This is a genomic window from Leifsonia sp. LS1 (assembly GCF_020521355.1).
GTDB lineage: Bacteria > Actinomycetota > Actinomycetes > Actinomycetales > Microbacteriaceae > Leifsonia.
In genome coordinates this window covers 185,791-207,263 of sequence record NZ_BPER01000003.1, presented here as the reverse complement: position 1 = coordinate 207,263, position 21,473 = coordinate 185,791, and the positions used below count along the sequence as shown (strand labels likewise).

At 71.3% G+C, this 21,473-nt stretch carries 24 protein-coding genes; 8 read left to right on the top strand and 16 right to left on the bottom strand.

What is annotated here, in order from left to right; all coding sequences use genetic code 11:
* Positions 1–5: 5 nt before the first annotated feature.
* A complete protein-coding gene (locus tag LLS1_RS07205; RefSeq protein ID WP_226654363.1) occupies positions 6–842 on the top strand; it encodes an SGNH/GDSL hydrolase family protein in 837 nt (278 codons plus the stop codon).
* Here LLS1_RS07205 and LLS1_RS07200 read toward each other — a convergent pair.
* Positions 781–1,707, bottom strand: a complete 927-nt coding sequence (locus LLS1_RS07200; protein WP_226654361.1) for an alpha/beta fold hydrolase — start codon at positions 1,705–1,707, stop codon at positions 781–783. The two genes, LLS1_RS07205 and LLS1_RS07200, sit on opposite strands and share 62 nt — an antisense overlap.
* 141 nt (positions 1,708–1,848) lie before the next feature.
* Here LLS1_RS07200 and radA point away from each other — a divergent pair, with 141 nt between their 5' ends.
* Positions 1,849–3,210 carry a DNA repair protein RadA gene (gene radA / locus LLS1_RS07195; protein ID WP_223357987.1) on the top strand — a complete coding sequence of 454 codons (1,362 nt, stop codon included), beginning with the start codon at positions 1,849–1,851 and terminating at the stop codon, positions 3,208–3,210.
* 115 nt (positions 3,211–3,325) lie between these two features.
* Here radA and LLS1_RS07190 read toward each other — a convergent pair whose 3' ends face one another.
* The 3 genes from LLS1_RS07190 to LLS1_RS07180 all read right to left on the bottom strand — a co-directional run bounded on the left by LLS1_RS07190 (position 3,326) and on the right by LLS1_RS07180 (position 7,143).
* A complete protein-coding gene (locus LLS1_RS07190; protein WP_226654359.1) occupies positions 3,326–3,961 on the bottom strand; it encodes a hypothetical protein in 636 nt (211 codons plus the stop codon).
* 45 nt (positions 3,962–4,006) lie between these two features.
* On the bottom strand, positions 4,007–4,522 hold the full coding sequence (locus LLS1_RS07185; protein ID WP_223357989.1) for an amino-acid N-acetyltransferase: 516 nt from the start codon (positions 4,520–4,522) through the stop codon (positions 4,007–4,009).
* A gap of 92 nt (positions 4,523–4,614) precedes the next feature.
* Positions 4,615–7,143: an ATP-dependent Clp protease ATP-binding subunit gene (locus LLS1_RS07180; protein ID WP_223357990.1), complete on the bottom strand. Its 2,529-nt coding sequence runs from the start codon at positions 7,141–7,143 to the stop codon at positions 4,615–4,617.
* 176 nt (positions 7,144–7,319) lie between these two features.
* Between LLS1_RS07180 and LLS1_RS07175 the strand changes: the two genes are divergently transcribed.
* The 3 genes from LLS1_RS07175 to LLS1_RS07165 are packed head-to-tail and all read left to right on the top strand — an operon-like array spanning position 7,320 to position 8,642.
* Entirely contained in the window at positions 7,320–7,937 is a 618-nt protein-coding gene (locus LLS1_RS07175; protein WP_226654357.1) for a hypothetical protein, read from the top strand.
* A complete protein-coding gene (locus LLS1_RS07170) occupies positions 7,937–8,179 on the top strand; it encodes a helix-turn-helix transcriptional regulator (RefSeq protein ID WP_226654355.1) in 243 nt (80 codons plus the stop codon). The genes LLS1_RS07175 and LLS1_RS07170 overlap by 1 nt, the downstream gene beginning before the upstream one ends.
* 10 nt (positions 8,180–8,189) lie before the next feature.
* Positions 8,190–8,642, top strand: a complete 453-nt coding sequence (locus tag LLS1_RS07165) for a VOC family protein (protein WP_226654353.1) — start codon at positions 8,190–8,192, stop codon at positions 8,640–8,642.
* A 33-nt stretch (positions 8,643–8,675) separates the two neighbouring features.
* On the opposite strand, the gene LLS1_RS07160 is transcribed toward LLS1_RS07165, so the two are convergent.
* Positions 8,676–9,104 (bottom strand): hypothetical protein, encoded by a 429-nt coding sequence (locus LLS1_RS07160; protein ID WP_223357994.1) that lies wholly within the window; start codon positions 9,102–9,104, stop codon positions 8,676–8,678.
* A gap of 74 nt (positions 9,105–9,178) precedes the next feature.
* Here LLS1_RS07160 and LLS1_RS07155 point away from each other — a divergent pair, with 74 nt between their 5' ends.
* Complete coding sequence (locus tag LLS1_RS07155; RefSeq protein ID WP_226654352.1) at positions 9,179–10,177, top strand: pirin family protein; 999 nt, start codon at positions 9,179–9,181, stop codon at positions 10,175–10,177.
* A 135-nt stretch (positions 10,178–10,312) separates the two neighbouring features.
* Positions 10,313–10,486 carry a hypothetical protein gene (locus tag LLS1_RS07150; RefSeq protein WP_223357996.1) on the top strand — a complete coding sequence of 58 codons (174 nt, stop codon included), beginning with the start codon at positions 10,313–10,315 and terminating at the stop codon, positions 10,484–10,486.
* A gap of 108 nt (positions 10,487–10,594) precedes the next feature.
* Here LLS1_RS07150 and cls read toward each other — a convergent pair whose 3' ends face one another.
* The gene (gene cls, locus LLS1_RS07145) at positions 10,595–12,058 is read right to left on the bottom strand and encodes a cardiolipin synthase (protein WP_226654350.1); all 1,464 of its coding nucleotides are present in this window, start codon (positions 12,056–12,058) and stop codon (positions 10,595–10,597) included.
* A gap of 100 nt (positions 12,059–12,158) precedes the next feature.
* On the opposite strand from cls, the gene LLS1_RS07140 reads away from it, so the two are divergent.
* Entirely contained in the window at positions 12,159–13,052 is an 894-nt protein-coding gene (locus LLS1_RS07140; protein ID WP_226654348.1) for a cytochrome c oxidase assembly protein, read from the top strand.
* 13 nt (positions 13,053–13,065) lie between these two features.
* Here the strand turns inward: LLS1_RS07140 and lysS are convergent, their stop codons facing one another.
* The 10 genes from lysS to folE all read right to left on the bottom strand — a co-directional run bounded on the left by lysS (position 13,066) and on the right by folE (position 21,462).
* Entirely contained in the window at positions 13,066–14,580 is a 1,515-nt protein-coding gene (lysS, locus tag LLS1_RS07135; protein WP_226654346.1) for a lysine--tRNA ligase, read from the bottom strand.
* Between the two features lie 41 nt (positions 14,581–14,621).
* On the bottom strand, positions 14,622–15,497 hold the full coding sequence (gene panC / locus LLS1_RS07130; protein WP_226654344.1) for a pantoate--beta-alanine ligase: 876 nt from the start codon (positions 15,495–15,497) through the stop codon (positions 14,622–14,624).
* Between the two features lie 217 nt (positions 15,498–15,714).
* Entirely contained in the window at positions 15,715–16,539 is an 825-nt protein-coding gene (locus tag LLS1_RS07125) for a Rossmann-like and DUF2520 domain-containing protein (RefSeq protein ID WP_226654342.1), read from the bottom strand.
* Positions 16,536–18,197 carry a PH domain-containing protein gene (locus LLS1_RS07120; protein WP_226654340.1) on the bottom strand — a complete coding sequence of 554 codons (1,662 nt, stop codon included), beginning with the start codon at positions 18,195–18,197 and terminating at the stop codon, positions 16,536–16,538. The genes LLS1_RS07125 and LLS1_RS07120 overlap by 4 nt, the downstream gene beginning before the upstream one ends.
* Positions 18,194–18,700 (bottom strand): PH domain-containing protein, encoded by a 507-nt coding sequence (locus tag LLS1_RS07115; RefSeq protein WP_226654338.1) that lies wholly within the window; start codon positions 18,698–18,700, stop codon positions 18,194–18,196. Before LLS1_RS07115 ends, LLS1_RS07120 begins: the two co-directional genes overlap by 4 nt.
* A complete protein-coding gene (locus LLS1_RS07110) occupies positions 18,684–19,163 on the bottom strand; it encodes a DUF3180 domain-containing protein (RefSeq protein ID WP_223358005.1) in 480 nt (159 codons plus the stop codon). The genes LLS1_RS07115 and LLS1_RS07110 overlap by 17 nt, the downstream gene beginning before the upstream one ends.
* On the bottom strand, positions 19,160–19,720 hold the full coding sequence (folK, locus tag LLS1_RS07105) for a 2-amino-4-hydroxy-6-hydroxymethyldihydropteridine diphosphokinase (RefSeq protein ID WP_226654336.1): 561 nt from the start codon (positions 19,718–19,720) through the stop codon (positions 19,160–19,162). Before folK ends, LLS1_RS07110 begins: the two co-directional genes overlap by 4 nt.
* Entirely contained in the window at positions 19,717–20,094 is a 378-nt protein-coding gene (gene folB, locus LLS1_RS07100) for a dihydroneopterin aldolase (RefSeq protein ID WP_226654334.1), read from the bottom strand. The genes folK and folB overlap by 4 nt, the downstream gene beginning before the upstream one ends.
* Positions 20,087–20,890, bottom strand: coding sequence for a dihydropteroate synthase (folP, locus tag LLS1_RS07095; RefSeq protein ID WP_226654326.1), 804 nt, complete (start codon positions 20,888–20,890; stop codon positions 20,087–20,089). Before folP ends, folB begins: the two co-directional genes overlap by 8 nt.
* Positions 20,887–21,462, bottom strand: a complete 576-nt coding sequence (gene folE, locus LLS1_RS07090) for a GTP cyclohydrolase I FolE (protein ID WP_226654324.1) — start codon at positions 21,460–21,462, stop codon at positions 20,887–20,889. The genes folP and folE overlap by 4 nt, the downstream gene beginning before the upstream one ends.
* Positions 21,463–21,473 lie beyond the last annotated feature (11 nt).

The window sequence follows — 21,473 nt, the reverse complement described above, 5'->3', positions numbered from 1 at the left end:
CACGCATGAACACCTCGGGTCGCATCGTCACCGCTGTCGCCGTCGCGGGTGCCGTCGCCGGCGGCGTCGCGTACGGCTGGAGCCGCATCCAGCAGAAGCGGGCGGCGATCGCCGCGGGCAAGGTGCGACTCAACGAGACCCTCCCGGTCAACTCGAAGTGGTGGCGGGACGCGGCGCTGGAAGAGGGCGAGCTGCTCTACGTCGCGATCGGCGACAGTGCGGCGCAGGGGATCGGCGCCTCGGCGCCCAAGAACAGCTATGTCGGGGTGATCGCCGACCACCTCCGGTCGGCCACCGGGCGCACGGTGCGCGTCGCGAACCTCAGCGTCTCGGGGGCGACGGTCGCGCTCGCGGTCGCGGACCAGCTGCCGCGGTTCGAGAAGCTGAAGCCGGACTTCGTGACGGTCGCGATCGGAGCGAACGACATCGCGGCGTTCGACCCGGCGGCCTTCCGGGCGGGCATCCGGCGCGTGTTCTCGGCGATCCCGCGGGATGCGGTCGTCGCGGATCTCCCCTACTTCTACCTTCCCTGGAACGAGAAGAAGGTCGCGGTGGCGAACGCGATCCTGCGGGAGGAGGCGGCGGATGCGGGGCTGACGGTCGCTCCGCTGCACGAGTCGATGCGGCGGCAGGGACTGCGCGGCGCGTTCACCCAGTTCGCGGAGGACCTGTTCCACCCCAACGACCACGGCTACCGGGTGTGGGCGTCGGCGTTCCTCCCGGCCGTGATCGGCCTGGCGCAGGCGCGGTACCCCCGGCGACCCGCGGAAACGACGCCGCTCACGGCCGCGTCGGCCCCGGCGCCAGGTACGACAGCACCCTCCCCCACGCCGGCACGATGACGAGGTGCCCGGCCCCGGGCACCATCTCCATGCGCGCGTCCGGCACGACCCGCTTGTACCAGGCGGCGTGCGCGTTGCCCGCGAGCGCGTCGCCCTGACCGCCGACGATGAGCGTCTTCGCGCGCACATCGGCGGGATCGAAACCCCAGGGTCGTGCCGTGTACGACAGGATGTCGGCGGCGGCTCCCGCCGGGCCCTGCCGGAACGCGTCCCGCAGCATGCGGCCCACCCGGTCCCGGACGCCCGGTCCGGCGAGCACCGCGTCGTCGACGGCGGACGCCCCCACGGCGTCCAGCGGCACGTCGCCCTCGCCGTCCGCGGCCAGCACGGCGTCGGCCTGGGGCTGGAGCTGAGCGCTCAGCTGCTGCACCGCCTCGGCGGGCGCGAGACCGCCGAGGCGATCCGACTCGGCCTGCAACTCCGGCGGGATCCACGGGACCGCCTCGTTCGGGGCGGGCGTGGCGACGAGGGCGACCCGGTCGACGAGATCGGGATGGCGCGCGGCGAACGCGAGCGCGACCCGCCCGCCGGCCGACCACCCTGCGACGCCCACGGTGGGCGGGCGCTCCACGCCGATCGGGGTCTCCGCCAGGATGACGGACCTCAGATACTCGGCGATGTCGTCGGCCGCACGCGTGATGCTCGGCCACTCGCCGTACGGCCAGGGGTCGCTCGCCCCGTACCCGGGCCGGTCGATGGCGACGATGTGCACGTCGCGGGTCGCGGACGCGTCCGGATCCGGGTCGAAGACCGAGGAACCCGGCGCGGAATGGCAGAAGACGACGATCCGCTCCGCATCCGGGTCTCCCAGGGTGGTGATGCCGATGCGCCGGCCGGACCGCAGGGTGTGCGTGAGGTTCGCCATGCGGCCCATTGTGGCCCAGAGGCGCGCGGCGGAGAACCCTCCACAGACACAGGCTCGCATCCACTTCTCCACCGAACGCCGCGATCCTCCCGCCGATGACAGTGGTGCTCCGTAGGGTGGATTGCGAACCGAGGAGGTGCCGTGGCGAAGGCTCACGTCAACTACCGCTGCACGGAGTGCGGCTGGACGGCGGCCAAGTGGGTCGGCCGCTGCGGCGAGTGCCAGGCCTGGGGCACCGTCGAGGAGTCCGCCGCGCCGACGGGGGTTCTCCGGGCCCTCACGCCGGTGACCATCGGCGAGAGTCGCGCGGCGCGCGCGATCACCGACATCCAGACCGAGACCGCCGGCCGCCGGCCGAGCGGCATCGGCGAGTTCGACCGCGTGCTGGGCGGCGGCATCGTGCCCGGCGCGGCCATCCTGCTGAGCGGCGAGCCGGGCGTCGGCAAGTCCACGCTGCTGCTCGAGGTGGCCTCCCGCGCCGCCGCCCGGCAGTCGCGCGTGCTGTACGTCAGCGCGGAGGAGTCGGTGGGTCAGGTGCGCATGCGCGCGGAGCGCACGGGCGCCGTGCACGACGAGCTCTACCTCGCCTCCGAGACCGACCTCGCGACGATCATCGGCCAGATCGACGCGGTGCGCCCCTCCCTCGTGATCGTCGACTCGGTGCAGACGGTCTCCAGCGGCAGCACGGAGGGGATCGCGGGCGGCCCGAGCCAGGTGCGGGAGGTCGCGAGCACCCTGATCCGCATCGCCAAGGAGCGCGATCTGCCCATCCTGATCGTCGGGCACGTCACCAAGGACGGCTCGATCGCCGGCCCGCGACTCCTGGAGCATCTGGTCGACGTGGTGTGCCACTTCGAGGGCGACCGGCAGACCGCGCTGCGCTTCGTGCGCGCCCTCAAGAATCGCTTCGGCCCGACCGACGAGGTCGGCTGCTTCGAGATGACCGGAGACGGCATCGCCGAGGTGCCCGATCCGAGCGGGCTCTTCCTCAGCCGCACCGCCACGCCCGTCTCCGGCACCTGCGTGACCGTAGCGATGGAGGGGCGGAGGCCGCTGCCGGTGGAGGTCCAGGCCCTCGTCGTCGGCACCGCCGCCCCCAATCCGCGGCGCGTGACCAACGGCGTCGACAGCTCACGCGTCGCGATGCTCCTCGCGGTGCTCGAACGCCGCGCCGGCATCAAGCTCGGCGACAAAGACGTCTACGTCTCCACCGTGGGCGGTGTGCGCCTCACCGAGCCCGGCGCTGACCTCGCGATCGCCCTCGCCGTCGCGTCGGCGGCCTCCGACCGGGCGATCCCGCACACGCTCGTCGCCTTCGGCGAGATCAGCCTCGCCGGCGAGATCCGCCCGGTCTCGAACGGCAAGCAGCGCGCCGCCGAGGCCTCCCGGCTCGGCTTCGCCACGCGCGTGGATGACCGCAGCGCCTCCATCCGCGAAGCCCTCCGCCTCGCGTTCACCGCCGGCGCGACGCCCCGCGAGCGCGAGCTCGACGCCGCCTTCTGACGCCGGGGCGCCCCCCGCAGCGCCCCCGAGGCGGCCCATTGTCAGCCGCCTCGGGGGAGAACGACGCATTTCGAGCCGCTTCGACAGGTACGGAGAGCGCAGGGACGCCCCGGCGCTACTGCAGGATGAACTGCTTGGTCTCGGGCGACTGGATGCCGCCGATGGCGGTCGTCAGGTGGTACGACGCGCCTCCGGCCGGAACCTGCTGCCGCTGTGCCTGGCAAGTGGAGGGGTCGGAGCGGGTGCGGTCCCAGGTGATGGGGGTCTGCGACGAGATGGTCTTGCCGGGCTGGAGCAGCACCTCCGCGTCGACCTTGTCGGTCTGGCAGTCGGTGGACTTCCAGTAGGTCTCGGAGCCGCTCGTGATCGTGAAGAGCTGCTGCGCGGTACCGGCGTCGATCTTGCAGGCGGAGGCTCCGGTGTTGGTGACGGCGACGGACAGCTGCGGCAGCTCGCCGGCGGCGTAGGTGTCCTTATCGGTGACCGCCTCGATGCGCACGGCGGACGGGTCGCAGGCCGCCCCGCTCGCCGTCGTGCTGGCCGTCGGGATGCTGGTGGATGCGGCGGCCGTAGGCTTCGGCGTGTTCGTGCTGGTCGAGACCGGAGCGGGCGCACCGTCGGAGGCGCCGGGTCGCACGATGATGAGGATCACGACGACGATCACGGCGAGGAGGCCGAGGCCGAGGATGAGCCGGCGGCGCCAGTAGACGCTGCTCGGCTGGGGGCCGACAGGATGCTTGAACGTCGACATGCCCGCAGCATATCCGCGACGCGCCGGAAACCCCGGCGCAACGCGCTAGAGCCGCTTGAGCATACGTGTATTTCCCAAAGTGTTGGGCTTGACGCGGGCGAGGTCGAGGAACTCCGCGACACCCTCGTCGTTGGAGCGGACGAGCTCGGCGTACAGAGCCGGGTCGACCGTCTCCTCCCCCATGTCCTCGAAGCCGTTGCGCTCGAAGAAGCCGACCTCGAACGTCAGGCAGAACAGGCGGCTGAGCCCCAGCTCCCGGGCGTCCGCCTCCAGCCGCTGCAGCAGCGCGCGCCCGACACCCCGGCCGAGCCACTCGTCCGAGACGGCCAGCGTGCGCACCTCGCCGAGGTCGCTCCACATGACGTGGAGGGCGCCGCACCCGACGAGCCGGCCGTCCGCGTCTTCGGCCACCCGGAACTCCTGCACGGCCTCGTAGAAGGTGACCGTCTCCTTGCCGAGCAGGATGCGTCGTCGCACGAGGGGCTCCACGAGCTCCTGGATCGCCGCCACGTCTCCCGTGCGCGCCCGGCGTACCCGGATCGCGCTTGCCTCACCACTCACTCGTCCCACCCTACCGACACGCAGAAACCGCCGGGTACGCGAACTGTCTGCGTACCCGGCGGTCTCAGGCCGGCTCCCTGCGTGCTCGGCGGTTACAGCTCCGCGTTGGCTGCGAGGTCCGGGGTGGCCGGACCGGTTCCGATGGCGGCGGCCGCGTTGACACCGGCGCCGATCGACTCGGCGCGCGCCGTGGTCGTGAACACGAACTCCCCGTCACGGAAGTCGACGTGGACGTGGTCGCCCGCGTTCAGCTCGCCGTGCAGGATCTTCTCGCTCAGGCGGTCCTCGATCTCGTGCTGGACGGCGCGGCGCAGCGGGCGGGCGCCGAGCGTCGGGTCGAACCCGACCTCGATCAGCCGCTCCTTGGCCGGGACCTCGAGCTCGATGGTCATGTCGCGGTCCAGCAGGCGGTCGGAGAGACGCTTGATGAACAGGTCGACGATCTGGAGCAGCTCGGCCTTGTTCAGCTGCGGGAAGACGATGATCTCGTCGACGCGGTTCAGGAACTCGGGCTTGAAGTTCTTCTTCAGCTCCTCGTAGACCTTGCCGCGCATCCGCTCGTAGCCGGTGGTCGGGTCACCCTCGATCTGGAAGCCGACGGGGCCTCCCGAGATGTCCTTCGTGCCGAGGTTGGTCGTCATGATGATGACGGTGTTCTTGAAGTCGACGACGCGACCCTGACCGTCCGTCAGACGACCCTCCTCCAGGATCTGGAGCAGCGAGTTGAAGATGTCCGGGTGCGCCTTCTCGATCTCGTCGAAGAGCACGACGCTGAACGGCTTGCGGCGCACCTTCTCGGTGAGCTGGCCGCCCTCCTCGAAGCCGACGAACCCGGGAGGGGCGCCGAACAGTCGGGAGACGGTGTGCTTCTCGCCGTACTCCGACATGTCGAGGGAGATCATGGCCGACTCGTCGTCGAACAGGAACTCGGCGAGCGCCTTGGCGAGCTCGGTCTTTCCGACACCGGTCGGCCCGGCGAAGATGAACGAGCCGGAGGGGCGCTTCGGGTCCTTCAGGCCGGCGCGGGTGCGTCGGATGGTCTTGGAGAGCGCCGCGATGGCCTCCTCCTGGCCGATGACGCGCTCGTGCAGCGCCTTCTCCATGAACACCAGGCGGGCGGACTCCTCCTCGGTGAGCTTGAAGACGGGGATGCCCGTGGCCTGCGCCAGAACCTCGGCGATGAGCCCCTCATCCACCTCGGCCGTCGTCTTCACGTCGCCCGAGCGCCACTGCTTCTCGAGGCGCAGCCGCTCGCCGAGGAGGTTCTTCTCCTCGTCGCGCAGGCCGGCGGCCTTCTCGAAGTCCTGCTCCTCGATCGCGGCCTCCTTCTGCGAGCGAACGGCCGAGATCTTGTCGTCGAACTCGCGCAGCTCCGGCGGGGCCGACAGGATCGACAGGCGCAGGCGGGCGCCGGCCTCGTCGATCAGGTCGATCGCCTTGTCGGGGAGGAAGCGGTCCTGGATGTAGCGGTCCGCCAGGTTCGCGGCCGACACGATCGCCCCGTCAGTGATGGACACCTTGTGGTGCGCCTCGTAGCGGTCGCGCAGCCCCTTGAGGATGTTGATCGTGTGGGGCAGCGACGGCTCGTTGACCTGGATGGGCTGGAAGCGGCGCTCGAGCGCGGCGTCCTTCTCGAAGTGCTTGCGGTACTCGTCGAGCGTGGTCGCGCCGATGGTCTGCAGCTCGCCGCGGGCCAGCAGCGGCTTCAGGATGCTGGCGGCGTCGATCGCGCCCTCGGCTGCGCCCGCGCCGACGAGCGTGTGGATCTCGTCGATGAAGGTGATGATGTCGCCACGGGTGCGGATCTCCTTGGTGACCTTCTTCAGGCGCTCCTCGAAGTCTCCGCGGTAGCGGGACCCGGCGATGAGCGAGCCGAGGTCGAGGGTGTAGAGCTGCTTGTCCTTCAGCGTCTCGGGCACGTCGCCGCGCACGATCGCCTGGGCGAGGCCCTCGACGACGGCGGTCTTGCCGACGCCGGGCTCGCCGATGAGGACGGGGTTGTTCTTGGAGCGGCGCGACAGGATCTGCATGACGCGCTCGATCTCCTTCTCGCGCCCGATCACCGGGTCGAGCTTGTTGTCGCGGGCGGCCTGGGTGAGGTTGCGGCCGAACTGGTCGAGGATCTGGCTACCGGCCTGCGCGGTGGTCTGATCGTTGCCGCCGACCTGGACCTGCTCCTTGCCCTGGTATCCCGAGAGGAGCTGGATGACCTGCTGGCGGACGCGGTTGAGGTCGGCGCCCAGCTTCACGAGCACCTGGGCGGCGACGCCTTCGCCCTCGCGGATCAGGCCGAGCAGGATGTGCTCGGTGCCGATGTAGTTGTGGCCGAGCTGCAGGGCCTCGCGGAGGCTCAGCTCGAGCACCTTCTTGGCGCGCGGAGTGAAGGGGATGTGCCCGGTCGGCTGCTGCTGGCCCTGGCCGATGATGTCCTGGACCTGCTCGCGGACGGCGTCCAGCGAGATGCCGAGCGACTCGAGCGCCTTGGCGGCGACACCCTCACCCTCGTGGATCAGGCCGAGCAGGATGTGCTCCGTCCCGATGTAGTTGTGGTTGAGCATCTTGGCCTCTTCTTGGGCCAGGACGACGACGCGCCGAGCGCGGTCGGTGAATCTCTCGAACATGTCTCACTCCTCGCGACGCCGTTGCAGGGTCGGCATCGATACAAAGAGAGTAACCATCGCACCCGGGATACCGGGGGTCTGTTCGCCGTGGGCGTGACCCGGGTTGCGTGCGGCCGCTCGGCGTGCAACCATATCGAAAGTCGATAATAACGAAATTCAATATGGAGTGATGAGTCATGAGCACCGTGCAGGACATCCGGACGTCACGAGGCGATCGCGTCTCGATCGTCGCCTTCATCGCGGCGGGCGTGTTGCTCGCGGCCTGGTCGGTGATCGCCGCGGCCGTCGCGATCGCGGAGGCCGCGGGCAACCGGGACGTGCGGGTGCTCGCCGACTTCGCGGGCACGCCCGCGCAGGCGCCGATCGGCCCCGGCGGCGCGGCGCGCGAGGTCGAACTCGTCACCGCCTACGTGACGGCGCCTCAGCTCCCGGCGGCCTCCTTCGCCGCCCTGATCCTGCGGGAGGCACTGGGGGCCGGCGTCGTCGTCGCGATCGTCGTCTGCCTGGTCTGGCTCGCCCTCAACGTCCTCCGGGGCCGCATCTTCTCGCGCACCAACACCACACTCGTCGCCACCGCGACCATCGGCGGGCTCATCGCCTGGGCGGCGATCGCCCTCCTGAACACGATGGTGGCCAACGGGGCGATCGCGCGCATCAGCGACCGGGACTTCGACAACCCGGTCATGTCCCTCCCGTTGCAGCCCCTGCTGCTCCTCGCGTTCGCCGCCTCCATCGTCGTCACCGCCTTCACGGTCGGCGACCGGATGCGCCGTGACACCGAGGGCCTGGTCTGATGGGAGAGGAGGACTCCGGGGTCCACTGCCGGCTGGACGAGCTCCTCGCCGAGCGGGGGATGACGGTCGTCCGGCTCGCCGAGCTGGTCGGGCTCAGCGTCGTCAACCTCTCGGTGCTGAAGAACGACCGCGCCAAGGCGATCCGCTACTCCACCCTCGTGGCGATCTGCCGTGCGCTGGACTGCGAGATCGGCGACCTGCTGGTGCTGGCGCCCCCGACCGGGGAGGCGAGGCGGGGCTAGTGTGCGGTGCATGCCGATCACACTGGAGAACGTGGGCATCGCCGTCCGCGACATCGAGGAGACCATCGCCTTCTTCACCGATCTCGGCCTCAGCGTCCTCGGGCGCGACGAGGTGAGCGGGGAGTGGGCCGACACTGCCGTGGGGCTCGACGGCAACCACGCGAAGATCGCGGTGCTGCAGACGCCGGACGGGCACGGGCAGCTGGAGCTGTTCGAGTACCTCCACCCGGACGCGATCGAGACCGAGCCGACCCTCCCGAACGAACTCGGGATGCACCGGGTCGCGTTCCAGGTCGACGACATCGACGAGTCGCTCGCCATCGCGGCGCGGCACGGCTGCTTTCCACTGCGGGGCGTCGCGAACTATCAGGACGTCTACAAGCTGACGTATCTGCGCGGGCCCAGCGGGATCATCGTGATGTTCGCACAGGATCTGACGAAGACGGCGGCGAGCGCGGACTAGGGCGGCCGCGCCACGGAGCGCGACCGGTCGCGGTCAGCCCTGCAGTCCCGGGATGGTGAGCGTCCCGTCCGGGAGCGTGATGGTCACGTCCGAGGTCGTGGTCACGCTGCCGGGCGTCGTGAAGACGGTCGTGTGCGGCACGTAGTCGCGCGTGCAGACGCCGCCCGGCGCGGGCGAGAGCGTGGCCTTGAGCTGGTTGCCCGCGGTGACGCTGATGGAGGCGACGGTCGGCGGGCAGGTCGAGCTTCCGTACAGCACGATGCCGAACTGTCGGCCGTCGTCGAGCCACGCGGCCCACGAGGCTCCTCCCGCGCTGCTGGCCGGAGCCTCCACGCCGGTCGGCTCGCCCGTGTAGTCCTTGACCGGCTGCTGCTGGGTCTTCACCCCGCAGCCCGCCAGCGCGACCAGCACGAGCAGGCCTCCGGCGAGGGAGGTCAGGGGGCGGGTCGCAGTCGAGGGCACGCCTCCATTGTAGGAACGCGAAGTGTGGCGGGACCTGTGCCGCCGCCGCCCGGCGAGAAGCCTAGGATGCCGCTATGAGCAACCTGGAGCGGGACCCCGCCGAGCTGACCGCGGTCGGGACGGCACTGGTCGAGGCCGCGCCGGCGTCCGGCGACGCGGTGGAGATCCTGGAACCGCGCGACGTCCCGCTCGGCGGGCCGCGCGCCATGAACGTGCGCCGCACCCTCCCGCAGCGCCGACGCTCGCTGATCGGCGGCTGGTGCTTCATCGATCACTACGGCCCCGACGACGTCACCGCGACAGGCGGGATGCGCGTGCCGCCGCACCCGCACACGGGGCTGCAGACCGTGAGCTGGCTCTTCGAGGGCGAGATCGAGCACCGCGACAGCGCGGGCAGTCACGCCCTGGTGCGGCCCGGCGAGCTCAACCTGATGACCGCGGGGCACGGGATCAGCCACTCGGAGGTGTCGACGCCGGAGGCGCGGGTGCTGCACGGCGTCCAGCTCTGGGTGGCGCTGCCCGCAGCCTCCCGCGAGGTCGCTCCCTTCTTCGAGCATCATGTTCCGGAGGCGGTCGCCATCGGCGACGCGACGGTGCGCGCGTTCGTGGGCTCGCTCGCGGGCAGCGGCACGGCGGCGACGGTGTTCTCCCCGCTGGTCGGCGCGGAGATCACGGCTCCGGCGGGTGCGGTCGTGCGCCTCCCTTTGCGTCCGGCGTTCGAGCACGGGGTGCTGGTGGACGCGGGGTCGGTGAGTGTGGCGGGCACCACCGTCCCGGTCGCGCAGCTGGCGTATCTCGCGCCGGGACGCGACGCGGTGGAGGTCGTGGTCGGCGCGGACGGCCCGGCCCGGCTGGTGCTGCTCGGCGGCGAACCGCTCGGCGAGCAGATCGTGATGTGGTGGAACTTCATCGGCCGCAGCCACGACGAGATCGTCGCGGCCCGCGCGCAGTGGCAGGCCGAGGTGATCGCCGGCGAGGATCAGGCCGGTCGCTTCGGCACCGTCGCCGGATACGACGGCAGCCCTCTCCCCGCCCCCGAGCTACCCACCGTCCGCCTCCGCCCCCGCGGCTGACCCCCGCATCCGCTCCTCGAAGTTCGCGTCGTTGCGCTCATTCGCACGGAATAGCCGCAACGACGTGCACTTCGGCGACGGGTGGCGAGGACGGCACGGCGGCTCCACAGGAGGGCGCGGTACGATGAGCGCGTTATGAACGACATCATCGGCGGCATCGTGTGGTCCCTGGCGCCGACCGTGCTGGTCGGCCTCCTGTTCTGGATGATCATGCGCAAGATCGTGCATGCCGACCGCACCGAGCGTAAGGTCTACGCCCGCATGGAGGCCGAGGAGCGCGCCCGCCGCGGCCTCGCCCCCAAGCCGTAACGCTCCCACGCGCCCCGCGATAATCGCCATCGCGACATTCGGCACGAATGTCGCCAATAGGCCACGCTTTCGCGACATTCGGCACGAATGTGCGACCGGGGCAGCGCGCTATTGCAGCGCCGAGGTCAGGCGCGCGAGGTTGTCGAGGACCGTTGAGCGCAGCGGCTGCTTCATCCACTCGTCGAGCGTGAGTTCGCGGCTGTCACGCCGGTAGCCGTCCTCGACCGTGCGCATCTCGTCGACGAAGGAACGGCCGCGCACCATGAGCGAGACCTCCATGTTGAGCTGGAACGAGCGCATGTCCATGTTGCTCGACCCGATCACCGCGACATCGTCGTCGATCGTGAAGTGCTTGGCGTGCAGGATGTACGGCGCTTTGTACATCCAGATGCGCACGCCCGCGCGCAGCAGGGCTTCGTAGTACGACCGCTGAGCGTGATAGACGAGCGCCTGGTCGCCGATCTCGGAGACGAACAGGTCGACCGCGATGCCGCGCTGGGTGGCGGTGGTGATCGCCGTCAGCATCGACTCGTCGGGCACGAAGTACGGCGAGGTGATGACGATGCGCTCCTGCGCGTAGTAGAGCAGGGCGAGGAAGAGCCGGAGGTTGTTCTCACCGGCGAATCCGGGCCCGGAGGGCACGACCTGCGCGTCCAGCTCCTCCGGGTCGATGTCGTCCGTGATCGGTTCCGTCTCGCGGCGGAGCAGCTCGTCGGTCTCGCTGTACCAGTCGGTGATGAAGATGGCGTTGAGGCCGGCGACGATCGGTCCCTCCAGCCGCACGATGAGCTCCTTCCACTTGAGCCCGCGGCGGATGTTGGACCTCTTGTTGTAACTCCGGTCGATGATGTTCTGAGAACCCATGAAGGCGACGCGGCCGTCCACGATGAGCAGCTTGCGGTGGTTGCGCAGGTCGGGTCGCTGGTACTTGCCCTTCAGCGGCTGCACCGGGAGCATCAGCTGCCAGCGCGCGCCCATCTCGGTGAGCCGCCTGATGGTCCTCTTGTAGTCACGGGTGCGCAGCGACGCGATGTGGTCGAGCAGCACGCGCACCGTCACTCCGCGCTTCACTGCGTCGGCGAGCGCGTCGAAGAACGGCGCCGTGGTGTCGTCGAGCGACAGGATGTAGAACTCGACGTGGACGTACTTGCGCGCGGCGTCGATCTCGGCGGTCATCGCGGCGAGCGACCCGGCGTAGTCGCCGTTCAGCGTGGCGCGGTTGCCGCCGACCAGCGGCATGGCGCCCAGATTGCGGTTGAGCTGCACCACCGATTCGAGCCACGGCGGCCACGGGTGGTCGCGGCGCACCCGCTCGATGCCCTCGGTCGACTCGATGATGAAGTTGTTGATCTCGATCTGCTTGTCGCGCCGTTTCTTCGGGAGCTTGTAGCTGCCGATGAGCAGGAAGAACAGCACCCCGATGTACGGGATCAGGAAGATCGCGAGCAGCCACGCGGTCGCCGACGTGGGCTTGCGGTTGCGCGGGACGACGATGATCGCGACGACGCGGATGATGAAGTCGACCAGAAGCGCCACCACGACGATGGCGGTCGACAGGAACCCTGCGTCCATCCCGTCCCTTCGATCCCGGGCGCACCGGGAGCGGCGCCTACAGGGATACCGTAGCGAAGTCCCAGGATCGCGGGGCGACAATGGAGCGCCGCCGCCCGGAATGGAGCCCGCCACGCCTCCCGTCACCACCTTCCTCACCACCTGGTCGTTCGACCCGGCCGCCGCCGCGCTGCTCGCCGTCGCCGCCGCGCTGTACCTCGCCGGGGTGCTGCGGTTGCGGAGGCACGGGCATCGCTGGCCCGCCCGGCTGACCGTGTGGTTCCTGCTGCTCGGGCTCGGCTCCTACGCGTGGATCTCGTTCGGGTTCTTCGGCGCGTACAGCACGGAGCTGCGCTGGGCGTTCACCACCCGCATCGCGCTGCTGCTGTTCGTCGTGCCCGCGCTCATGAGCCTGGGCCGGCCGATCGCCCTCGCCCGGGCCGCGTTGTCGACGACCGGTCGGCGGCGCACCGAGCGGGTGCTGCGCTCGCGGGTCGTCCGCGTGCTCGGCAACGCGATGTTCGCCCCCGTGTTCGCGTGCGCGGTGTTCCTGGTGTTCCTCACACCCGTGGCTGCGGTGCTGCGCACCTCACCGTGGTCGGAGTGGACGATCTCGGTGCTCGTTCCCCTCGCCGGGATGCTGCTGGTGCTGCCGATCGCCGCGCACTCGGTGGTGCGCACCGGCTTCTTCATCACGGTGGAGTTCCTGCTGGCGTTCGCGGAGCTGCTGCTCGACGCCATCCCGGGGCTGCTCCTGCGGCTGAACGACGGCGTACTGGACGGGGCCGCGCGAATCGCGGGGAGGATGCCGTTCTGGTTCCCGACCCCGCTGCACGACCAGCACCTGTCGGGCGACTTCCTCTGGTTCATCGCGGAGGTCGCCGACGTGCCGATCCTCGTCATCCTGTTCGTGCGCTGGATGCGCCTCGACCGCCGCGAGGCCAAGCGCATCGACGATCTGACCGACGAGCAGCTCGACGCCCTCACCCGCGCCCACCTGGAGCGCCGCGGGTGAGCCGTGCCCGCGGCTACTTCACGAGGGGGAAGAGGATGGTCTCGCGGATGCCAAGCCCGGTGAGGGCCATCAGCAGGCGGTCGATGCCCATGCCCATGCCACCGGTCGGCGGCATGCCGAACTCGAGTGCGCGGAGGAACTCCTCGTCGAGACGCATGGCCTCGTTGTCGCCGGCCGCCGCGAGCTTCGCCTGCTCGATGAAGCGCTCGCGCTGCACGACCGGGTCGATGAGCTCGGAGTAGCCGGTCGCGAGCTCGAAGCCGCGCGTGTAGAGGTCCCACTTCTCGACGACGCCCTCGCGCGAGCGGTGGGCGCGCACCAGCGGGCTGGTGTCGACCGGGAAGTCCATCACGAACGTCGGGCGCACGAGGTCGCCCTTCACGTGGTGCTCCCACAGCTCCTCGACGTACTTGCCGGCGAGCGGGTGCTCGATCTCGATGCCCGCGTCCGCCGCCAGCTCACGCAGCCGCGCGATCGGGGTCTCGGGGGTGATCTCCTCCCCGATCGCCTCGGAGAGGCTGTCGTACATGCGGATGCGATCCCACTCGCCGCCGAGGTCGTACTCGGTGCCGTCCGCCCAGGTCACGACGTGCGATCCCGAGACGGCGCGCGCGGCGTTCTGGATGAGCGTCTGGGTCAGGTCGGCGATCGAGTTGTAGTCGCCGTAGGCCTGGTAGGCCTCGAGCATGGCGAACTCGGGCGAATGCGTGGAGTCCGCACCCTCGTTGCGGAAGTTGCGGTTGATCTCGAAGACGTGGTCGATGCCGCCCACGACGGCGCGCTTGAGGTAGAGCTCCGGGGCGATGCGCAGGTAGAGGTCGGTGTCGAACGCGTTCGAGTGGGTCACGAACGGGCGGGCGGAGGCGCCGCCGTGGATGACCTGGAGCATCGGGGTCTCGACCTCGACGAACCCGCGGTCGGCGAAGGTGGCCCGGAGGCTCGCCATCGTCTTCGCGCGGTCGAGGACCGTCGTGCGGGCCTGTTCGCGCGCGATGAGGTCGAGGTAGCGCGAGCGCACCCGGGTCTCCTCGCTGAGTTCGTTGTGCAGGTTCGGGAGCGGCAGCAGCGCCTTCGACGCGATCTCCCACCCGGTGACCATGATCGACAGCTCACCGCGGCGGCTGGAGGCGACCTCGCCGGTGACGAAGACGTGGTCGCCGAGGTCGACCAGCTCCTTCCAGGCGGTCAGCGAGTCCTCGCCGACGGCCGCGAGCGACACCATGGCCTGGATGCGCGTGCCGTCTCCCGACTGGAGTACGGCGAAGCAGAGCTTGCCGGTGTTGCGCAGGTGCACGACGCGTCCCGCCACGCCCACGGTCTCGCCGGACGCCTCGTCCGCGGCCAGGTGCTCCCAGGCCGCGCGGACCTCGCGGATGGTGGTCGTGACCGGCACGGAGACGGGATAGGCGCCGCCCGCGGCGGTCTCGGCCTGGGCGATGAGCCGCTCGCGCTTGCCGAGCCGGACCGCCTTCTGCTCGCTGATCTCGTCGTCGGTGAGGTCGGCCTCGGGGGTGGGCGCGTCGGTCATCGGTGTCTTCCGTTCGGTGGCGAAGTCGGCCTGGTGGCTGCTCAGGGGGTCGTGATGCGCCGGTTGTCGATGAGGCGCGTCGTGCCCACACGGGCCGCGACGAGCATCAGCGCAGGGCCGTGGTGGTCCGGCGCCGCCTCGCGGAACGAGGCCTGGTCGACGATCACGAGATAGTCCAGCTTAACCGCTGGCTCGGCCTCGATGCGTGCCCGCGCCGCGGCGAGCGCGGCCTCCACGCCGCCGGCTGCCGCACCCGCACCCGCCGATAGTGCCTGGGACAGCACGATCGCGGCCGCCCGGTCTGCGGTCTCGAGGTAGCGGTTGCGGCTGGACAGGGCGAGCCCGTCGTCCTCCCGCACCGTGTCGACGACCGCGAGCGTGAGGGGGAGGTTCAGGTCGTCGATCATCCGCCCGACGAGGTGCACCTGCTGGGCGTCCTTCTGGCCGAAGACCGCGACGTCGGGCTGGACGATGTTGAACAGCTTGGCGACGACGGTGAGCATCCCGTCGAAGTGGCCGGGGCGGGAGGCGCCCTCGAAGAGCGAGCCCACCTCCCCGGCGGTCACGCGCGTGGAGGACTCCCCCTGCGGGTACATCTCGGCGGCCGTGGGCGCGAACACCACATCGGCCAGCCCCTCCAGGGCGGCGACATCCGCGTCGAGCGTGCGCGGATAGCGGTCGAGGTCCTCCCCGGGGCCGAACTGGAGCGGGTTGACGAAGATCGACACGACGACGAGGCCGCCGAGGTCGCGGGCGCGGCTCACCAGGCGCAGGTGCCCGTCGTGCAGGGCGCCCATCGTCGGCACGAGCACGACGCGGCCCGCGGGGTCGCCCGGCTGCTCGGCGAGGAGAGCCTCGTGGCGGGCGCGCGCGATGTGCGCGCGCAGTTCGGCGATGGTGGTGACGACGTGCGGCATGCTGATCCCTCCGGCCGCGGCGCCCGGAGATGCGGCGCGGTGCGACGGCCGGAGTCCAGGCTACTCGCCGTGGGCCGCGGCCCGGGACGACCGCGGTGCCTCGGGACGACTGCGCCGCCTCGAGACAAGTGCGGCGCCTCGGGACGACTGCGCAGCCTCGGGACGAGTGCGCGGTGGCGCCGGGGCGCGGTCGTCCCGTGGCGCCGCAGACGCGAGCCTAGTGACCGCCGAGGAACCAGCCGCGGCCGTCGTCGCCCGGGTCGCCCTCGCCCGGGCGGGAGGGGCGGTCGCGGCGGGAGGTGCGGTCCTCCCTCATCGCCTCGAGCACGCCCTCCACGTCGATCGCGGGTGCGGCGCCGGCCCGGGTCAGGGCGTTGTCGACCGCCGAGCGCACCAGCGAGCTGAGGAACGAGCCGGGGCTCTCCACGCCGATCTCGCGCAGGATCCCCGTGGACTGCTCGACGATCGAGCGGGAGAACGCGGTGGCGGTGGCGATCGCCTCCGCGTACGCCGGACGGTCCGCCTCCGCCACGACCACGGGCTCCCCTCCCATCTCGACGACGAGCGCCTGCGCGATGGGAAGAACCGCGGCGGGCGCCGTCACGGCGAACCACGACTCCGCCAGCCGGGTGACGTCGAGGCTCGTGCCGGTGAAGTCCAACGCGGGATGCACGGCCAGCGGGATGGCGCCGGCGGCGGCCGCGGGGCGCAGCACGTCCACCCCGTATCCCGGGGCGGTGTGCAGCACGATCTGCCCCGGCTGCCAGGTACCGGTCGCGGCGAGCCCGGCGACGAGGCCGGGAAGCTCCGCATCCGGGACGGCGAGGATCACGAGCTCGCTGCGCTCGATCAGCACCGGGACCTCCAGCACCGGCACCTGGGGCAGCATCGCCTCCGCGCGCTCGCGGCTCGCGGCCGAGACGGCCGAGATTCCGACGACGGCGTGCCCCGCTCCGGCGAGCGCGACACCGAGCACCGGGCCCACGTGCCCGGCGCCGACGATCCCGAGGCCGAGGCGGCCCGAACGCTGCAGGCCGCTCATGCGGTCTCCCCCCAGCGGTGGCTGCGGTCGGAGCGTCCCGCGGCGATCGCGTCCGCGGAGGCGCGTTCGAAGAGCCGGATGCCCTCCGCCGCGTCCATCGCCGCGAGCCGGGCGTGGACCGGGCCCGTCACCGTGTGGAAGTCGACCTCGGCGAGTCCCAGCGCGCGGTCGAGCGGGCCCTGTTCGAGCTTCACGCTCTGCAGCCGCGCGAACGGGACGATCACCAGCTGCCGCCAGACGAACCCGTGACGCAGCAGCACCGCGCCGTCGACCGTGGCGTATCCGGTGCGCTGCCACGAGAACGGGCGCAGCCAGATCGCGCGGCGCGGGCTCCCGGTCCAGTCGTCGCGTCCCTTCGAGATCATCCCGGATCGGATCAGATCGCGGTGCTCCTCGGTCGCGAGGCCCGGGAGGATGAGCGCCAGCACGTGCTCGACGTCCGTCGCGTCGCCGACGGGCAGCGTCGTCGTGTTGGCCTGGCCGGCTGCGCCCTTCTCGCGCGAGTGCCCGGCCGTGTTGATGCGGATCTGCCACCAGCCGAACGGGCGCCAGAGCAGCGGCTGCAGCACCTGCACGGCATGGATGCGGCCGGGCGGGAGCGTCTCGTTGCTCGTGCTCAGCAGGCCGAAGCCGACCCGCACCCCGTCGGGCGTCCCGGCGATGGAGTAGCGGAGCGACTTGGTGAACCGGTTGATGTAGAAGCTGGCCGAGCCGATGAGGCCCGGCAGCACGATGAGGGCGAGCCACAGCCATCCCGTCGCAGCGCCGATGGCGGTGAGGACGATCACGACGATGACGAACACCGTGAACCCGCTCATCACGAGAGAGCCCAGCAGGCGCAGCGGCGGGATCCTCACCACCGACTCCGGCGGCGCCGCGTTCGGGTCGAGCTCCGGCGCGAGGAACTCGGTGACGCGACGGTTGACCAGGTCGCCGACGGCGGCGGTGCGGGAGGGGACCGGCGCACCATCGGGCGCGGCGACGGCGCCTGGCGGCCGGCCTGCTTCCTGCGCGGCCGCCTGCGCTTCGGCCGCGCGCACACCCGACGCGCGGCGCAGCACGTCCGAGCGCAGCCCGTCGGCCAGCGACGAGCCGAGATACGCGAGCTGCAGGTTCGCGTCGTGCCCGGCGACGGTGATGTCGAGCTTGGCCGCACCGAAGAGGCGGGCGATCACGGGGCGCACGATGTTGATCCCCTGGATGCGGTCGAGCCGCGCCTTGCGCTGCGTGCGGAACAGGATGCCGCTGCGCACCTCCACCGTGTCACCGGTGATGCGGAAGGTGTGCATGCGCCACGAGAAGTAGAAGGCGGCGAGGCACAGGAGGAGCACGACCGCCACGCCCAGCAGCGCCCAGCCCTCCCAGCCGCGGTCGTAGATCTCGTCCAGCGGGTCACCGCCGTAGTCGGGCGCGCCGACGAAGAAGCCCACCAGCCGCTCGCGCAGGTTGGACAGCACGAAGCCGAGCACCGCGATGAACACGATGCCGCCGCGCAGCAGGGGCGTCGCCGGGTGCAGCCGGTGCCACTCACCGTCGGTGAAGCGCTCGGCGGCGCGCTCCACGCCCGAGAGCGGCCCACCCGGCAACCGCGGCGGCGTGGCGGGCCCGGTCGGCGTGGCCGACCCGGTCGGCGTGGCGGGCCCGGTCGGCTCGGTCACAGCCCGGCCCGTCTGCTCTCGGCCAGCTCCACCAGACGGTCACGCAGCTCCGCGGCGTCCGCGTCCGGGAGGCCGGGGATGGTCACGCCGGTCGAGGCGGCCGCTGTAACGAACTTCAGGTCGGCGAGGCCGAGCATCCGTCCCACCGGGCCGCGGTTGATGTCGATGAGCTGCATGCGGCCGTACGGCACCGAGACGAACCGCTGGAACATGATCCCGCGGCGGAAGAGGAGGTCGTCCTGCCGCTCCAGATAGCCGATCGAGCGTGCGCGGCGCGGCGCGATGACGAGGGAGACCACTGTCACGACCGCGATGACGCCGAGCGCGATCCAGCCGAGCGTCCAGCCCGCCACGAGCCAGAGGAACGTGGCGATCGCGGCGGCGACCACCCCGCTCACGAGGGTTCCGACGATCACCACGACGACGTACGTGGACGAGACGCGTCGCCACTCCCCCACGTTCAGGTCGATGCGGGCGCGCGGCTGGTCAACGGGGGTCGGCATGGGCGTTCTCCGGGTCGTCGGCGTCGTCGTCGGGCGGGAGGCTGCAGAAGCTCTCGGCGACCAGTCCGGCGATCAGCAGCACCACGGCGCCGCCGGTGGCGAGGGCGGTCAGGAGGATCGAGTTGCCGCTCGGGAGGACGTCGCGGCTGAGCAGGTAGGCGAGTACGCCGACGCCGGCGCCGGTGAGCACCGCGCCGCTGAGCCCGCACGCCTTCGCCAGCACCACGATGCGCGTGGCCTGGAACGGGTCGATGCGGCGCCCGGTGCGGCCGCGGACGGCGCGACGGATGGGGACGGCGAACGCGACGATGATGACGGCGACCGCGACCAGGGTGATCGGCAGCGTGAGCGGCGGGATGAAGACGGGCATGCCGGTGGCCGACGCGGCCAGCTCGCCGAGGAACCCGACGACGATCCCGACGACGCCGAGGCCGATCAGAGAGGTGGGGCGGGTGCGGTTCATCGGGCGTCTCCGTCGGAGTCCAGGGTCTCGTCCGGGTGCACGGTGACCGGATCGGTCGCGCGCGCGGCGAGGTCGGCGACGCGTCCGTGCCCGGCGAGCACGGCCTCCGGATCGACATCGAGCCACGGCACCAGCACGAAGGCACGCTCGTGCGCGCGCGGATGCGGCAGCGTCACGCGCTCGTCGTCCGAGACGATCCCGTCGTAGTCGACGATGTCGATGTCGATGGTGCGGTCGCCCCAGCGCTCGGCGCGCAGCCGGCCGAGGGCATCCTCGACACGGTTGACGACGGCGAGGAGCGCCAGCGGGTCGAGCACCGTGTCGACTCGGGCGACGGCGTTGAGGTAGGCCGGGGCCTCCTGGTCGATCCCGTCGAGCTTCAGGGCGGGGGTCTCGTACAGCCGCGACACGGCCTCCACCCGGATGCCGGGCTCGGCGCGCAGCGCGTCCAGCGCCGTGCGGATGGTCGCCGCGCGGTCGCCGAGGTTGCTGCCGAACGCGAGGACCGCCGGCACACCGACGCGCATGCGCTGGGGCCGCGCTGTTCCGGGGGTCATCGCCGGCTCCGGACGACGCGCACGGCGACATCGCCGAACGGTACGGAGATCGGGGCGTCCGGCTTGTGCACGGTGACCTCCACGCGCTCCACCGCGGAGTGGGCGAGCACCACCCCGGCGACGCGCTCCGCCACGGTCTCGATCAGGTCGACCGGGTCGCGCCCCACCGCCGCGGCGACCTCCTCCGCCAGCTCGCCGTAGTGCACGGTCTGCGCGAGGTCGTCGGACGCCGCCGAGCGGGCGAGGTCGAGGTGCGCGGTCACGTCGACCACGAAGTCCTGGCCGTTCTCGCGCTCGAAGTCGAACACCCCGTGGTGGGCGCGCACGCGCAGCCCGGTCAGGATGATCGCGTCGGCCGCCTCGGTGCTAGTCATCGCGTCCAGCTTGCCATGCCCGCACGACATCCAGCGCGATCCGCGTCGAGGGCACATCGTGCACGCGCACCGCCCAGGCACCCGCCTGGGCGGCGAGAGCCGAGATGACGGCGGTGGGGGCGTCGCGCTCGACGACGGGCGCGCCCTCCGGCAGCAACGAGCCGAGGAACCGCTTGCGGGAGGCGCCGATGAGCACCGGGTAGCCGAGGGTCTCGATCTCGTGCAGGCCGGCGAGCACCTGCCAGTTGTGCTCGCCGCGCTTGGAGAAGCCGAGGCCCGGGTCGAGGATCAGCTTCGCCGGGTCCACGCCGCGATCGAGCAGGTCGGTGACCCGTGCGGAGAGCTCCGAGCGCACCTCCCGGACCGTGTCGGTGTAGACGGCCAGCGAATCGGCGGAGTCCAGGCGCCCGCGCCAGTGCATGACGACGTACTGTAGGCCCGTGTCGAGCACGGCGTCGGGCATCGTGGCGTCGGCGAGGCCGCCGGAGACGTCGTTGATGATCGCCGCTCCGGCGTCGGCCGCCGCGCGTGCGGTGGACGCGTTCAGAGTGTCGACGCTCACGGTGACGCCGTGGGAGGCCAGAGCGGCGATCACGGGGACGACCCGCGCACGCTCCTCCTCCGGCTCGACGCGCAGCGCCCCGGGGCGGGTGGACTCGCCGCCGACGTCGATGATGTCGGCCCCCTGCTCCACCAGCTGCAGCGCGTGCTCGATGGCCGCGGCCGGCTCGAGCCACAGTCCGCCGTCGCTGAAGGAGTCCGGCGTCACGTTGAGGACGCCCATGATGAGCGTCACGAGACGCCGCTCCCGATCAGGGCCATCAGCTCGGCGCGTGCCGCGGGCTCGGTGTACGCGCCGCGCGCCGCGACGGTCACCGTGGTCGACTCCGTCTGCCGGGAGCCCCGGGTGGTGACGCACGCGTGCGACGCGTCGAGCACGACCAGCACCCCCTGGGCACCGGCGCCCTGCTCGATCGCGTCCGCGATCTGCTCGGTGAGGCGCTCCTGGATCTGCGGGCGGGCGGCCAGCGCGTCGATCACACGCGGGATGCGCCCCAGGCCGACCACGGCCTCCCCCGGCAGGTAGGCGACGTGCGCGACACCGAGGAACGGGAGGAGGTGGTGCTCGCACACGGACCGGAACGCGATGTCGCGCACGATCACGGTCTCGGCGCGCGCAGTCTCCAGCGGCACCGGCTCGCCCAGCTCCGCGGACGCGTCGACGCCCACGCCCGCGAAGAACTCGGCGTAGGCGTCGGCGACGCGGGAGGGCGTGGAGGCGAGACCCGGACGCGACGGATCCTCGCCGATGGCGGCGAGGATCTCGGCGACGGCCGCCTCGATGCGTGCGCGATCGAAACCGGTCATGCGGTCTGCGA

Excerpts from the sequence above, each read along its gene's own strand:
- LLS1_RS07205 (WP_226654363.1), top strand. The coding sequence starts at position 6 with ATGAACACCTCGGGTCGCATCGTCACCGCTGTCGCCGTCGCGGGTGCC.
- LLS1_RS07200 (WP_226654361.1), bottom strand. The coding sequence starts at position 1,707 with ATGGCGAACCTCACGCACACCCTGCGGTCCGGCCGGCGCATCGGCATC.
- LLS1_RS07190 (WP_226654359.1), bottom strand. The coding sequence starts at position 3,961 with ATGTCGACGTTCAAGCATCCTGTCGGCCCCCAGCCGAGCAGCGTCTAC.
- LLS1_RS07180 (WP_223357990.1), bottom strand. The coding sequence starts at position 7,143 with ATGTTCGAGAGATTCACCGACCGCGCTCGGCGCGTCGTCGTCCTGGCC.
- LLS1_RS07175 (WP_226654357.1), top strand. The coding sequence starts at position 7,320 with ATGAGCACCGTGCAGGACATCCGGACGTCACGAGGCGATCGCGTCTCG.
- LLS1_RS07170 (WP_226654355.1), top strand. The coding sequence starts at position 7,937 with ATGGGAGAGGAGGACTCCGGGGTCCACTGCCGGCTGGACGAGCTCCTC.
- LLS1_RS07165 (WP_226654353.1), top strand. The coding sequence starts at position 8,190 with ATGCCGATCACACTGGAGAACGTGGGCATCGCCGTCCGCGACATCGAG.
- LLS1_RS07155 (WP_226654352.1), top strand. The coding sequence starts at position 9,179 with ATGAGCAACCTGGAGCGGGACCCCGCCGAGCTGACCGCGGTCGGGACG.
- LLS1_RS07150 (WP_223357996.1), top strand. The coding sequence starts at position 10,313 with ATGAACGACATCATCGGCGGCATCGTGTGGTCCCTGGCGCCGACCGTG.
- cls (WP_226654350.1), bottom strand. The coding sequence starts at position 12,058 with ATGGACGCAGGGTTCCTGTCGACCGCCATCGTCGTGGTGGCGCTTCTG.
- LLS1_RS07140 (WP_226654348.1), top strand. The coding sequence starts at position 12,159 with ATGGAGCCCGCCACGCCTCCCGTCACCACCTTCCTCACCACCTGGTCG.
- lysS (WP_226654346.1), bottom strand. The coding sequence starts at position 14,580 with ATGACCGACGCGCCCACCCCCGAGGCCGACCTCACCGACGACGAGATC.
- panC (WP_226654344.1), bottom strand. The coding sequence starts at position 15,497 with ATGCCGCACGTCGTCACCACCATCGCCGAACTGCGCGCGCACATCGCG.
- LLS1_RS07125 (WP_226654342.1), bottom strand. The coding sequence starts at position 16,539 with ATGAGCGGCCTGCAGCGTTCGGGCCGCCTCGGCCTCGGGATCGTCGGC.
- LLS1_RS07115 (WP_226654338.1), bottom strand. The coding sequence starts at position 18,700 with ATGCCGACCCCCGTTGACCAGCCGCGCGCCCGCATCGACCTGAACGTG.
- LLS1_RS07110 (WP_223358005.1), bottom strand. The coding sequence starts at position 19,163 with ATGAACCGCACCCGCCCCACCTCTCTGATCGGCCTCGGCGTCGTCGGG.
- folK (WP_226654336.1), bottom strand. The coding sequence starts at position 19,720 with ATGACCCCCGGAACAGCGCGGCCCCAGCGCATGCGCGTCGGTGTGCCG.
- folB (WP_226654334.1), bottom strand. The coding sequence starts at position 20,094 with ATGACTAGCACCGAGGCGGCCGACGCGATCATCCTGACCGGGCTGCGC.
- folE (WP_226654324.1), bottom strand. The coding sequence starts at position 21,462 with ATGACCGGTTTCGATCGCGCACGCATCGAGGCGGCCGTCGCCGAGATC.